Source organism: Xylanibacter caecicola (assembly GCF_013166515.1).
GTDB lineage: Bacteria > Bacteroidota > Bacteroidia > Bacteroidales > Bacteroidaceae > Prevotella > Prevotella caecicola.
Genome location: NZ_JABKKJ010000003.1, coordinates 136,273 through 149,436, shown reverse-complemented (window position 1 = coordinate 149,436; position 13,164 = coordinate 136,273). Strand labels below are relative to the sequence as shown.

The window sequence follows — 13,164 nt, the reverse complement described above, 5'->3', positions numbered from 1 at the left end:
GTTTCTCCGGCATATAGTATGGAAAGCTGTAGCATATAGTAGAGAAAGCTGTACTATATAGTAGAGAAAGCTGTAGCATATAGTAGAGAAAGCTGTACTATATAGTAGAGAAAGCTGTACTATATAGTAGAGAAAGCTGTACTATATAGTAGAGAAAACTGTAGCATATAGTAGAGAAAGCTGTACTATATAGTAGAGAAAGCTGTAGCATATAGTAGAGAAAGCTGTAGCATATAGTAGAGAAAGCTGTACTATATAGTAGAGAAAACTGTAGCATATAGTATGGAAAGCTGTAACGCCCGTTTAAGGATGCCATGCAATGTCCTTACATATCGGATACAAGCACGGCGGTAATAAAAAACGCCTTACACATGCCGTCTTCCATACGGTTTCGGCTGCACCAGGGTACAGCCCTACGGGTAAACAGGCACGTTCTTTTCCCTTTTTATCTCCCCATTTATAAATTACCAATTATAATTTAATAAGCATTCGTCTTTTATCTCCTTCTATCTCCCCAATATCTCCTTCTATCTTCCAATTATAAATTATAAATTACCAATTATAATTTAATAAGCATTCGTCTTTTATCTCCTTCTATCTCCCCCTATCTCCTTCTATCTTCCCCCTTATCTCCTTCTATCTCCCAATTATAAATTATAAATTATGAATTATAAATTATTCTATCGTTTTCCCGTAGCACCTGTGCCTTCTGTGCTGCTCCGCCTCGAGATACTGCCACTGGCTTCTGACATGCTCGTTGCTTTCCATCTGCGGCATCGCCTCCGCCCATTTGAAACCGTGGTGGCGGAAACGCGGAATGAGATCGTTGAAGATAAGAGCATTGGCACCTTTCGGACGATACTCGGGAAGAACGCCTATAAGGAGCAGATCCACCGTGTCAGTGTGGTGCCACCTCAGTGCCCTGAGCACGTGCCACCACCCTAACGGCAGCAAACGACCGTCGCGGGTGTGCTGCATGGCACGCGAGATAGAGGGGAAAGTGACGCCGAAGCCCACCAGCCGCCCGCCATCGTTCATGTCCACAACACCTGTTATAAGGTCGAGGTCGGCTTTCTTTATATATCCGTCGATAAGACTGTCTATCTGCCGCATGCTGAGATGCGAGTATCCGTAGAGGTCGTTGTACGTTGCGTTCACAAGCTCGAAGATACGCTCACCGTATCCTCCGCTTACCAGTTCGCGGCGCGTGAACTTGCGCACCTGCAGGTTGTAGCGCCGCCCCACCATTTCGGCAACCTTGCGGAACTTGTCCGGCACGACGTCGGGAATAGCCACACGATACTCCACATAGTCGTTGTCCTTCACCCAACCGCTCATGCTCTCGATGTGCTGCGGATAGTAAGGATAGTTGTAATTAACATAATGCGTGGACAGCCGGTCAAAGCCCTCGACGAGCATTCCCTCGCGATCCATATCGGTAAAGCCCATCGGTCCCACAATCTTATCCATGCCCTTGGAGCGTCCCCATTGTTCCACGGCATGCAACAACGCTGCCGACACCTCGCTGTCGTCGATGAAATCGAACCATCCGAAACGTACCGTGCTACAGTTCCAACGCTCATTGGCACGGTGGTTGATGATTGCAGCGACGCGCCCCACAGGCTTTCCGCCGCGGTATGCCATGAAATATGCAGCCTCACAACACTCGAACGAGGCGTTGCGCCGGGGGTCGAGCGTTGCCAGTTCGTCTGCCCTGAGATATGGCACGGCATGCTCGCAGCCGCGATACAGGTCATAATAAAAACCGACAAACGCGTCCATGCCGCGTTTATCGGTTATCTGTCTTATCTCTATTCCATTCATGGATTTATCCGTAAATCACCTTTCCGTTCTCATCCTCATACGGCGCAAGGTCCTTTGCGTATTGGTTCATGGCACGCAGACTCATACCCATCGACGAGAAACCGCCGTCGTGGAAGAGGTTCTGCATCGTCACCTTGCGGGTGAAGTCGGAGAACATCATCACGCAGTACTCCGCACACTCCTCTGCCGTAGCATTTCCAAGAGGCGACATCTTGCTTGCAAAGTCCATCAGGTTGTCCATGTCCTTGATACCCTTACCTGCCGTTGTGGGCGTGGGCGACTGGGATATGGTGTTTACACGCACGTGCTTCTCGCGACCGTAAATGTATCCGAAACTACGCGCGATGCTCTCCAGCATGCTCTTTGCGTCAGCCATGTCGTTATAGCCGAAGAACGTGCGCTGCGACGCCACGTATGTCAGTGCCACCACCGAACCATACTCTGCAATGGCATCCTGCTTCTTGGCAACCTGTAACATCTTGTGGAACGATATGGCAGAGATATCCAAAGTCTTCTGCAAATAGTTATAGTCGAGGTCGTCATAAGTACGACGCTTGCGAACATTCGGACTCATACCGATGGAGTGCAACACGAAGTCTATCTTTCCGCCGAGCAACCTTACAGACTCCGAGAAAACTTTCTCGAGATCCTCAACGCTTGTTGCGTCTGCCGGAATAACAGGTGCGTTGAGCTGCTTGCTCAACCCGTCCAGTTCGCCCATGCGCAGAGCCATGGGTGTGTTGCTGAGCGTTATCACAGCGCCCTCTTCAACTGCTTTCACCGCAACTTTCCATGCAATGGATTCTTCATTAAGCGCGCCGAAGATGATGCCGCGCTTGCCTTTCAATAAATTGTGAGTCATTATATAAAACTACATTTGGTTTACAGTGCGCAAAATTACAACTTTTGTGCAACACGGACAAATTATGTTGAACAAAAAGAGGTTTGAGGTTATAAGGTATCAGGTGAGATATCTATTGCATATAGGGACTTTCTTGTAAATATCCGTTGTTAACAACTTTAAAATCAAGAACTTAGCGTCGGACATTTACACGTTCTACATGCAATGAATACATAGTATGGACATCAAAAATTCCCTCGGTAGGATATTTTCGCACGAACATGCACGCCAAAAGTGTGTTCGGAGCAACGGCACGGGGCATTTTTTCAACACACAAACACACGGTTTACAACACGCAGAGCGCATCGCAGTCGACATTTGGAGCGTCCGGACGGGAAGACGGCGCATCCATAGGAAATTTTGGATCGATCCGGAAGAAATTTTGGAACGTTCCAAAAATTTTTTTGGATCGATTCAGAAAAAATTTTGGATCGATCCAAAATTTTCTGTCGAACGTTCAATTTTTTTCTGTCGAACGTTCCAAAATAACGGATAGACGGTCAATGGGTAAAAAAAGACCGTCGAGGGACAAAGGAGGAATGACCGTTGTAATAAATGGAGACGGTAGAAAGAGAAGAAAAGAGCATCGAGGAGACAAAGAAATAATAATCTTATAATAAGAAAAGACCGTCGAGGAGTCAAGGAAAGATGCGTTTGGTAGAAAAGAAAGACAGGAGAAGATAACTGGAATACAGGGGACACGTGCTTTATCGCATGCCACAAGACAATTGTCCCCTATCTCCCGGGCGCAAGCCACATATCTTCTCCTATCTTCCTCTATCTTCTTATTCCATTAACCTTTACAAGATATTCGGCTATCTGCACCGCGTTGAGAGCCGCGCCCTTGCGTATCTGGTCGCCGCTGAGCCAGAACGTGAGTCCGTTCTCGTCGGCAAGGTCCTTGCGTACACGACCCACGTAGATGTCGTCGGTGCCCGCCGTTTCGAGCGGCATGGGGTAGACAAGGTTTGAAGGGTCGTCGCGGAGCGTCACGCCGGGGGCTGCGGCAAGTGCCGCCTGCGCCTCCTCAACGGTTACGGGGCGCTCGGTCTCTATCCATACGCTCTCGGAATGGGCGCGGAGCGAGGACACGCGTACGCACATGGCAGAGCACTTCACGTCGCTGTGCATTATCTTGCGCGTCTCGTTGAACATCTTCATCTCTTCCTTGGTATATCCGTTGGGCTGGAACACGTCTATCTGCGGTATCACGTTGTAAGCCAGCTGGTGGGGGAACTTCTTCACCGTTACGGGCTTGTCTTCCATTATCTCGGCATACTGCTGCTGCAACTCGTCCATTGCCGCGGCACCCGCACCGCTGGCACTCTGATAGCTTGCGATGTGTATACGCTTGATATGGCTGAGGTTTTCGAGGGGTTGCAGCGCCACAACCATCATTATCGTGGTGCAGTTTGGATTGGCAATGATGCCGCGGGGACGGTCGAGAGCGTCGGCTGCGTTGCACTCGGGCACCACAAGGGGCACGTCATCGTCCATACGGAACGCGCTCGAGTTGTCTATCATCACGGCGCCATGGCGCGTGATGTCTTCCGCAAACTCCTTGGACACGCCTGCCCCAGCCGAGGTGAAGGCTATGTCCACGTCCTTAAAGTCATCGTTGTGCTGCAACAGTTTCACCTCATACTCCTTGCCCTTAAATGTGTACTTGTTGCCCGCAGAACGCTGCGAACCGAACAACACCAACTCGTCAAGGGGAAAATCTCTTTCTTCGAGAACGCGCAGGAACTCCTGCCCTACAGCGCCGCTGGCACCGACAATGGCTACTTTCATAATCCGTATGTATTTATTCGTTAAACGTTATTGCAGTGCAAAAATACAACTTTTCGAATGATTTATCACAAGTCTGATATTTTTTTTGCACCTTTGCATACGAAACCGGAAGCATCAGGGCTGCATGGCACACCTTATTAAATATATAATGTATATCCATGCAGATTTGTGCAAGCCATTAAGAAATAACAATTATCAAAGCATCATGCCCGACATATCGCACTGTTTTCCGATTACCGACCCGACACTGATATTCTTTGTCGTGCTCTGCATCATACTGCTCGCACCGATAATAATGGGCAGGCTGCGCATTCCGCACATCGTTGGAATGGTGCTGGCAGGCGTTGCCGTGGGCGAATATGGATTGAACATACTCGAGAGGGACAGTTCGTTCGAGTTGTTCGGCAAGGTGGGACTTTACTATATAATGTTTCTCGCCGGACTGGAAATGGACTTCAACGGGCTTAAGAACAACAGCAGGACGATACTGTCGTTCGGTCTGCTGAACTTTTTCGTGCCGTTTCTGCTTACGTGGTTTGCCGGAATATACATCATGGGCTACTCTTCCGTGGCTGCTCTGCTGTTGAGCAGCATCATGGCTTCGAACACGCTCATTGCCTACCCCATCGTGTGCAAGTACGGTCTGCAACGCCACCGCAGCGTGACTCTGTGTGTTGGAGCTTCGATGATATCGCTCACGCTGGCATTAGTGGTGCTGGCGGCAATAGTAGGTTCGTTCGGCACCGGTACGGGTGCTGGGTTCTGGGGACTGTTCACGCTCAAGGCGGCGGCGTTTCTTGCCGGAAGCATCTATCTGCTGCCACGGCTCACGAGGTGGTTCCTGCACCGCTACTCCGACGCCGTGACGCAGTATATCTTCGTGCTCGGCATAATGTCGATGTGTGCCGCCGTGTCGGGACTGATAGGTCTGGAAGGTGTCTTCGGGGCTTTCTTTGCCGGACTGATACTCAACCGCTACATCCCGCACGTGTCTCCGCTGATGAACCGCATAGAGTTTATCGGAAACGCCTTGTTCATACCCTATTTCCTGATTGGCGTGGGAATGCTCATCAACGTGCGCATGGTGTTCAGCGGCTGGCACGCGGCATTCATAATATTCTGCATTATCTTCTTCGGAACGCTGGGCAAGGCTGTCGCCTCGTATGCGGTGGCATTCATGAACAAAATGCCGGTGTCCAACGGTAACATGATGTTCGGACTGACGTCGGCGCATGCCGCCGGCTCCATAGCCATTGCCACGGTGGGAATGAAGCTGCAGGTGGCGCCGGGGCAGATGCTCGTAGACTCGGACATGCTGAACGGCGTGGTGATAATGATATTGGTGACGTGTATCATCGGCTCGATGATGACCGACCGCGCATCGCGCACAATTGTGTTGTCTGAAAGCGCCAAACCTACGGACAGCATAAAGAGCAACGACGAGAAGATACTGATACCGCTGAAATACAAGGGGAGCACGGAAAATCTGGTAAATTTAGCCATGCTTACGCGCAACCCGGCGCTGAACAGGGGCATAATAGGGCTTAACCTGGTGTTTGACGACGAACGGGCGGCACACAACCAGGCTTTAGGCAAGAGACTGCTGGAGCAGGCTGCCAAGCAGGCAAGCGCCGCCGATGTGCGCATGCTGACGCAGATAAGGCTGACGACAAATCTGGCAAACGGCATAATGCACGCCTTCAAGGAGTATGACGCATCGGAAATAATAATGGGAATACACCGCATGAAAGATGTGGGCGACAGATTCTGGGGCGAATTCGCGCCGAGTCTTATATCGGGACTGAACCGTCAGATAATAATGTGCCGCTGCACACGACCACTCGGTACGGTGAGACGCATACATGTGGCGGTGCCGTCGCGCGTGGAGTTCGAGCCGGGTTTCTATCGCTGGACGGAACGGCTGGCACAGCTGGCGGACAACCTGTGCTGCCGTATAGTGTTCTACGGACGTGAGGAGACCACATCGCTCATCGCGGCATACATGGAAGACCGGCACCGGAACGTAAGGGCGGAATATGTGCTGATGCAGCACTGGAAAGAGCTGACAAGCCTGTCCGACAGGATTAAGGAAGACCACATGCTGGTAATAATCACGGCGCGCAAGGGCACAGTGTCATACAAGCCGGTATTCGAACGGCTGCCGGAAGAGATAATGAAGTATTTCGCGTCATGCGGACTGATGATTATCTTCCCCGACCAAAACGGTCAGTCGCCCGAGAGCATGACGTTCACGGCACCGCAGACGCACAACGATGAGAGTGCATACTCTACGATATCCAAGTGGATATACGGCAGGATACAGAGAAGAAAAAGACACGGCGGCACCGACAGTGCCGGAAAATAAAAACCAGAAAGTAATATGATAGACATAAAAGGAATAACGAAGAGTTTCGGAAAACTACAGGTGCTCAAAGGCATCGACCTGCACATAGGCAAAGGCGAGGTGGTGAGCATCGTGGGACCGAGCGGTGCGGGCAAGACAACGCTGCTGCAGATAATAGGCACGCTGGACAGTGCCGACACGGGAGAGGTGACGGTAGACGGGGTGGACGTGCGTTCGCTGAGCAGACGCCGGCTTGCCGAGTTCCGCAACAGGCACATCGGTTTCGTGTTTCAGTTTCACCAGTTGCTGCCTGAGTTTACGGCTCTCGAAAACGTGATGATACCCGCTTTGATTGCCGGTTTCTCGCACAAAGAGGCTAAAGAGAAGGCTATGGAACTGCTCGAGTTCATGGGACTCACCGACAGGGCAAAGCACAAGCCCGCCGAACTGTCGGGCGGAGAGAAACAGCGGGTGGCGGTGGCGCGTGCACTGGTAAACGATCCTGCCGTGATTTTGGCAGACGAACCGTCGGGAAGTCTCGACTCTAAGAACAAGGAAGAGCTGCACCGGCTGTTCTTCGACCTGCGCGACAGGTTCGGACAGACATTCGTCATCGTGACGCACGACGAGAGTCTGGCGCAGATAACAGACCGCACGATAGCTATGAAAGACGGTATGTTGGTGAGCGAATGACACAACGGACTCAATCTCCCACCCCATTATAAATTATCAATTATAAATTATTAATTCTTCTCAGATGAACGGAATAAAACTGGGTGAGTACAATCATCTTACAGTAATAAAGCAGGTGGACTTCGGAATGTATCTCGACGGCGGCGACGAAGGCGAGATATTATTGCCGGCGAGATATGTGCCGGAGGGCTGCAAGCCTGGCGACGAGCTTGACGTATTCATATATCTTGACAACGAGGAACGCCCTGTTGCCACCACGCTCACACCTAAAGCCAAGGTGGGCGACTTCGCTTTCCTTAAAGTGGCATGGATAAACCAATATGGCGCATTTCTCGACTGGGGGCTGATGAAAGACCTTTTCTGCCCTTTCCGCGAGCAGAAGATGAAAATGGAAATGGGCAAAAGCTATATCGTACATGTGCATACCGACGAAGAGAGCTACCGCATAATGGCATCGGCAAAGGTGGAGCACTATCTCAATGACACCTTCCCCGAATATAAAAAGGGCGAGGAGGTGGATCTGTTGATATGGCAAAAGACCGACTTGGGATTCAAGGTGATAATCAACAACAGGCACGGCGGACTGGTATATCGCGACCAGGTGTTCAAGGACATACATACCGGAGACCGCATGAAGGGGTATATAGACAACGTGCGTGCCGACGGCAAGATAGACGTAACGTTGCAACCTACGGGCAAGAGGCAGACAAAGGAGTTCAGCGAGACGCTCTTCCGCTATCTTAAAGACCACGACGGGGTGTGTGACCTCGGCGACAAGAGCGCGGCGGAGGACATATACAGCCGTTTCGCCGTGAGCAAGAAGACATTCAAGAAGGCGGTAGGCGACCTTTACAAACAGAGGCTTATAACCATCGGCGAAGATGGGATAAGGCTCGTGGAGAGGACGACGGAATAAGGAGATAAGAGGGATAGAAGAAGGAGATAAGGGGAGATAGAAGGAGATATGTGGCTTGCGCCACAGGAGATAGAGGACAATAGTCTCGTAACAAGCAATCGGACATTTGTCCTCTATCTTCTTTTATCTTCCCTTATCTTCTTTTATCTCCTTCCAATCAATCAACAAAACATTTGTCCCCTATCTCCCTTTATCTCCTAATATCTTCTCTTATCTCCTTAAACCAACCTCCCCTTTCCTTCCCAAAATCACCCAATAAAAAATCCGGCAGCTACATATTGAAATGTAACTGCCGGCATATTTTTTACCGTTTCATGTCGGACTGTCGCCCGACACAACTTAAAACTCTGCGTTCTTCGGCGTTCTCGGGAACGGAATAACGTCACGTATATTCTGCATTCCGGTAACGAAAAGGATGAGACGCTCGAAGCCCAAGCCGAAACCGCTGTGCGGACAAGAGCCCCACTTGCGTGTTTCGAGATACCACCACATATCCTTCATCGGGATGTTAAGTTCCTCTATACGTCCCATGAGCTTGTCGTAATCAGCCTCACGCTCCGATCCTCCGATTATCTCACCTATCTGTGGGAAGAGCACGTCCATGGCTCTTACGGTCTTGTTGTCATCGTTCATCTTCATGTAGAACGCCTTTATCTCCTTCGGATAGTCGGTAAGTATCACCGGACGCTTGAAGTGCTGCTCCACAAGATAACGCTCGTGCTCGCTTGCGAGGTCGGCACCCCAGTATACAGGGAACTCGAACTTGTGACCGTTCTGCACCGCCTCTTCAAGGATTTTGATGCCTTCGGTATATGCAAGACGCACGAAGTCGTGCTCAAGAACAAAGTGCAGGCGCTCTATGAGCTGCTTGTCCACAAACTGGTTGAGGAACTCCAGGTCGTCGGCACAGTTGTCCAAAGCCCACCGTATGCAGTATTTTATGAAGTCCTCGGCAAGGTTCATGTTGTCGGTAATATCGTTGAAAGCCACTTCCGGCTCAATCATCCAGAACTCGGCGAGATGTCTCGGCGTGTTGGAGTTCTCCGCACGGAACGTAGGACCAAACGTATAGATTGCTCCCAGTGCCGTTGCGCCCAGCTCACCTTCAAGCTGTCCGCTCACGGTGAGCGAAGCCTGCTTGCCGAAGAAGTCGTCGCTATAGTCTATTTTTCCGTCTTCGTCCTTCTTCAGATCATACAGGTTCTTTGTCGTAACCTGAAACATCTGCCCCGCACCTTCGCAGTCGCTCGCCGTGATTATCGGCGTATTGAGGTAGAAGAAGCCGTGTTCGTGGAAGTAACAGTGTATCGCCATTGCCATGTTGTGACGTATGCGGAACACCGCTCCGAATGTGTTTGTACGCATACGGAGGTTCGCATGCTCGCGCAGGAACTCCATTGTGTGCCCTTTCTTCTGCAAAGGATAGTCGGCACCGCAGACTCCCAGTATCTCGATATTACGACACTGCAGTTCCACACTCTGCCCTTTGCCCTGGCTCTGAACCAACTCTCCGTCTACGCTTATGCACGCTCCGGTGGTTATATCCTTTATTATGGCGTCGTCAAACTTCTCCACATCGACGACAATCTGTATATTCTTGATAGTAGAACCATCGTTCAGGGCGATGAAATTAACAGCCTTACTACCACGGCGGGTCCTTACCCAGCCTTTCACATTGACAACAGTACCATAATCGGTACGCTGCAATACATCTACGATTTTAGTTCTTTCCATCTATATTTAAATAATGAACGGAGGCTTACACCTCATTTATGTTATTCTTGTTTCCTGTTTTTTACTCGAATGCCCCCATGCGCAGCATCTCCACTTCCTTCTCGGTGAGGAAACGCCAGTCGCCACGGCGGACGTTCTTCTTTGTCAATCCGGCAAACTGAACACGGTCGAGCTTCACCACACGGTAGCCGAGACTCTCGAAGATACGACGCACAATGCGGTTACGTCCGCTGTGTATCTCTATGCCAACCTGGCTGCGATCGGTCTCGTGAGCATACTCCACTGCATCCGCATGAATGTCCCCGTCGTCGAGAGTTATGCCCTGTGCAATCTGTTGCATGTCGTGGGCGGTGACGTTCTTGTCAAGGTATACATGGTAAACTTTCTTCTTCAGAAACTTCGGATGAGTAAGCTTGCTTGCCATGTCGCCGTCGTTGGTGAGCAAGAGAACACCCGTTGTGTTACGGTCAAGACGTCCCACCGGATATATGCGTTCCGGACATGCGTCGCGAACGAGGTCCATCACCGTCTTACGCTGCTGCGGATCGTCGCTTGTGGTGACACAGTCTTTCGGCTTGTTGAGCAGCACATATACTTTCTTCTCAAGTGTTACGGGCTGGTCGTGAAACCTTACCTCGTCCGTGCGAAGCACTTTCGTACCCAGTTCCGTTACCACTGCGCCGTTCACCGAAACCACTCCTGCCTGTATGAACTCGTCCGCCTCACGACGGCTGCAAACTCCCGCATTGGCAAGGAACTTGTTAAGACGCACCGGTTCGTTGGGGTCTATATGCTGTTCCTTATATTCTATGCGCTTCTTAAGATTGTATTTTGCATTAGGATCATAATCCGCCGTGCGCGGACGGTAACCCTGTCGCGGCTGATAATTGCCGCCCTGACGGTTGTATCCGCCACGTTGCTGATAACCGCCCCGGGGCTGATAGCCACCCTGACGCTGATAGTTGCGATGCGGCTGATAGTTTCCCGTATGCTGCGGTGCACCCTCTTCGCCGTTATTATCATTGTAGCGGGGACGGTAACCGTTGTTGTAACGCGGTTGATAACCCTCCTGTCGCGGCTGATAGCCCTCCTCCTGATTGTTATTGTAACGCGGACGATAGCCGGTGTTGCGCTGTTGTCCGTAGCCGTTGCGCTGCTGATAGCCCTGTCGTGGCTGATAGCCGCCCTCCTGATTGTTGTTGTAACGCGGACGGTAGCTGCGCTGCTGTCCTCCATCATGCTGCAAACCGGCTCCGAACCCTTCGGGACGGAAACCTCCGGAATTGTTGTCATAGCTTCTGTTTGCGTTGTACGGACGCCTTTGATTTATGCGCGGACGCATCTGACGACCTACCGGTCTGTAGCCTTGATAGTCAGGTTTTCTGTAGCCCTCGCGGCCGTTCTCGTTCTGCTGTGCAGACTCTTCGTTCTGCATGTTGTTGAATTCTTCTGTCATTTCTTTTCTCTGTTATAGCCTCACGGCTTGGTTAATACTTTATTATATTTTTTCTTTTTATAGGTCTTATAAGACCTATATGACCTATAAGACCCATAATTTATATGATAGCAGGCTTATACTCCCGTATAGTTCGACGGCGTTATCGCCATAAGTTCTGCCTTCACCTCATCGCTGACATCCAGTCCGCGCACAAACTCGTGTATCGTCTCTTCTGTCATTTTCTTGTTTGTGCGTGTCAAAGCCTTCAGTGCTTCATACGGATGCGGATATGCCTCGCGACGCAATATGGTCTGTATAGCCTCCGCCACAACAGCCCACGTATTGTCAAGATCAGCCCTTATCGCCTCCTCGTTGAGGATGAGCTTGCGCAATCCTTTCAGCGTGCTCTGCACCGCTATGATGCCGTGACCGAGCGGAACGCCGATGTTTCTAAGCACCGTAGAGTCTGTCAGGTCGCGCTGCAGACGGCTTACGGGCAGCTTTGAGGCAAGGAAACGGAGCACGGCGTTCGCCATTCCGAGGTTGCCCTCACTGTTCTCGAAGTCTATAGGGTTGACTTTGTGCGGCATGGCACTCGACCCCACCTCACCGGCTTTTATCTTCTGCTTGAAATACTCCATGGAGATATACATCCAGAAGTCGCGGTCAAGGTCTATGATAATGGTGTTTATACGGCTTATGGCATCGAACACGGCAGCAAGACAGTCGTAGTTGCTTATCTGCGTGGTATACTGTTCACGCTCCAGACCCAGCTTCTCGCTCACGAACCTGTTGCCGAACTCTTTCCAGTCGTACTGCGGATATGCCACGTTATGGGCATTGTAGTTACCCGTCGCACCACCGAACTTTGCCGTCATGGGACATGCCGTGAGCATCTCCAGCTGCTTTTCGAGACGATATACATATACCATTATCTCCTTGCCCAGTCTTGTGGGCGATGCCGGCTGTCCGTGAGTCTTTGCAAGCATCGACACGTCTTTCCACTCGTCGGCGTATGTGCGGAGCTGCTCCACCAGTTCTTTCACCTGCGGCACATATACGTCCGCAAGCGCCTCCTTCACCGAGAGAGGCACCGAAGTGTTGTTGATGTCCTGCGAAGTCAGTCCGAAATGGATGAACTCCTTGTATTTGTCAAGCCCTCCGATTGCATCGAACTGCTCCTTGATGTAATACTCCACCGCCTTCACGTCGTGGTTCGTCGTCTTCTCTATTTCCTTCACACGGGCGGCGCCCTGCTCGTCGAGCAGACGGTAAATATCCCTCAGACGTCCGAAAAGCGATGTGTCGAAGTCTGCCAACTGGGGCAACGGCAACTCGCACAGCGTGATGAAATATTCAATCTCCACACGCACACGGTAGCGTATAAGTGCATATTCCGAAAAATACTCTGCCAAAGGTTCCGCCTTACCCCGATAGCGACCGTCTACCGGAGAGATTGCAGTCAATAAGTCAAGTGTCATAAGCTAATACGTATTAATGGCTGCAAATTTAGTAATTTAAAT

Annotated in this window: 9 protein-coding genes; 3 read left to right on the top strand and 6 right to left on the bottom strand. The window is 50.8% G+C overall.

The genetic code is table 11. The features are described from left to right. Nucleotides 1-675: 675 nt before the first annotated feature. From HPS54_RS03365 to HPS54_RS03355, 3 genes are all read right to left on the bottom strand, one after another. On the bottom strand, nt 676-1,824 hold the full coding sequence (locus HPS54_RS03365; RefSeq protein ID WP_172344064.1) for an N-acetyltransferase: 1,149 nt from the start codon (nt 1,822-1,824) through the stop codon (nt 676-678). Between the two features lie 4 nt (nt 1,825-1,828). Beyond that, nucleotides 1,829-2,686, bottom strand: a complete 858-nt coding sequence (locus HPS54_RS03360; RefSeq protein ID WP_172344063.1) for an enoyl-ACP reductase FabI — start codon at nt 2,684-2,686, stop codon at nt 1,829-1,831. A gap of 816 nt (nt 2,687-3,502) precedes the next feature. Then, on the bottom strand, nt 3,503-4,516 hold the full coding sequence (locus tag HPS54_RS03355; RefSeq protein WP_172344062.1) for an aspartate-semialdehyde dehydrogenase: 1,014 nt from the start codon (nt 4,514-4,516) through the stop codon (nt 3,503-3,505). 205 nt (nt 4,517-4,721) lie between these two features. Between HPS54_RS03355 and HPS54_RS03350 the strand changes: the two genes are divergently transcribed. The 3 genes from HPS54_RS03350 to HPS54_RS03340 all read left to right on the top strand — a co-directional run bounded on the left by HPS54_RS03350 (nt 4,722) and on the right by HPS54_RS03340 (nt 8,469). Beyond that, nucleotides 4,722-6,881: a cation:proton antiporter gene (locus HPS54_RS03350; protein WP_172344061.1), complete on the top strand. Its 2,160-nt coding sequence runs from the start codon at nt 4,722-4,724 to the stop codon at nt 6,879-6,881. A 15-nt stretch (nt 6,882-6,896) separates the two neighbouring features. Further along, nucleotides 6,897-7,553, top strand: coding sequence for an ABC transporter ATP-binding protein (locus HPS54_RS03345; protein WP_172344060.1), 657 nt, complete (start codon nt 6,897-6,899; stop codon nt 7,551-7,553). Nucleotides 7,554-7,617: 64 nt separating this feature from the next. Then, nucleotides 7,618-8,469: a CvfB family protein gene (locus HPS54_RS03340; protein ID WP_172344059.1), complete on the top strand. Its 852-nt coding sequence runs from the start codon at nt 7,618-7,620 to the stop codon at nt 8,467-8,469. A gap of 339 nt (nt 8,470-8,808) precedes the next feature. On the opposite strand, the gene asnS is transcribed toward HPS54_RS03340, so the two are convergent. The 3 genes from asnS to purB all read right to left on the bottom strand — a co-directional run bounded on the left by asnS (nt 8,809) and on the right by purB (nt 13,122). Next, the gene (gene asnS / locus HPS54_RS03335) at nt 8,809-10,203 is read right to left on the bottom strand and encodes an asparagine--tRNA ligase (RefSeq protein ID WP_172344058.1); all 1,395 of its coding nucleotides are present in this window, start codon (nt 10,201-10,203) and stop codon (nt 8,809-8,811) included. A 61-nt stretch (nt 10,204-10,264) separates the two neighbouring features. Continuing rightward, nucleotides 10,265-11,659, bottom strand: coding sequence for a pseudouridine synthase (locus HPS54_RS03330; protein WP_172344057.1), 1,395 nt, complete (start codon nt 11,657-11,659; stop codon nt 10,265-10,267). Nucleotides 11,660-11,775: 116 nt separating this feature from the next. Then, nucleotides 11,776-13,122 carry an adenylosuccinate lyase gene (gene purB, locus HPS54_RS03325; protein ID WP_172344056.1) on the bottom strand — a complete coding sequence of 449 codons (1,347 nt, stop codon included), beginning with the start codon at nt 13,120-13,122 and terminating at the stop codon, nt 11,776-11,778. Between the last annotated feature and the right edge of the window lie 42 nt (nt 13,123-13,164).

Excerpts from the sequence above, each read along its gene's own strand:
- HPS54_RS03365 (WP_172344064.1), bottom strand. The coding sequence starts at position 1,824 with ATGAATGGAATAGAGATAAGACAGATAACCGATAAACGCGGCATGGAC.
- HPS54_RS03360 (WP_172344063.1), bottom strand. The coding sequence starts at position 2,686 with ATGACTCACAATTTATTGAAAGGCAAGCGCGGCATCATCTTCGGCGCG.
- HPS54_RS03355 (WP_172344062.1), bottom strand. The coding sequence starts at position 4,516 with ATGAAAGTAGCCATTGTCGGTGCCAGCGGCGCTGTAGGGCAGGAGTTC.
- HPS54_RS03350 (WP_172344061.1), top strand. The coding sequence starts at position 4,722 with ATGCCCGACATATCGCACTGTTTTCCGATTACCGACCCGACACTGATA.
- HPS54_RS03345 (WP_172344060.1), top strand. The coding sequence starts at position 6,897 with ATGATAGACATAAAAGGAATAACGAAGAGTTTCGGAAAACTACAGGTG.
- HPS54_RS03340 (WP_172344059.1), top strand. The coding sequence starts at position 7,618 with ATGAACGGAATAAAACTGGGTGAGTACAATCATCTTACAGTAATAAAG.
- asnS (WP_172344058.1), bottom strand. The coding sequence starts at position 10,203 with ATGGAAAGAACTAAAATCGTAGATGTATTGCAGCGTACCGATTATGGT.
- HPS54_RS03330 (WP_172344057.1), bottom strand. The coding sequence starts at position 11,659 with ATGACAGAAGAATTCAACAACATGCAGAACGAAGAGTCTGCACAGCAG.
- purB (WP_172344056.1), bottom strand. The coding sequence starts at position 13,122 with ATGACACTTGACTTATTGACTGCAATCTCTCCGGTAGACGGTCGCTAT.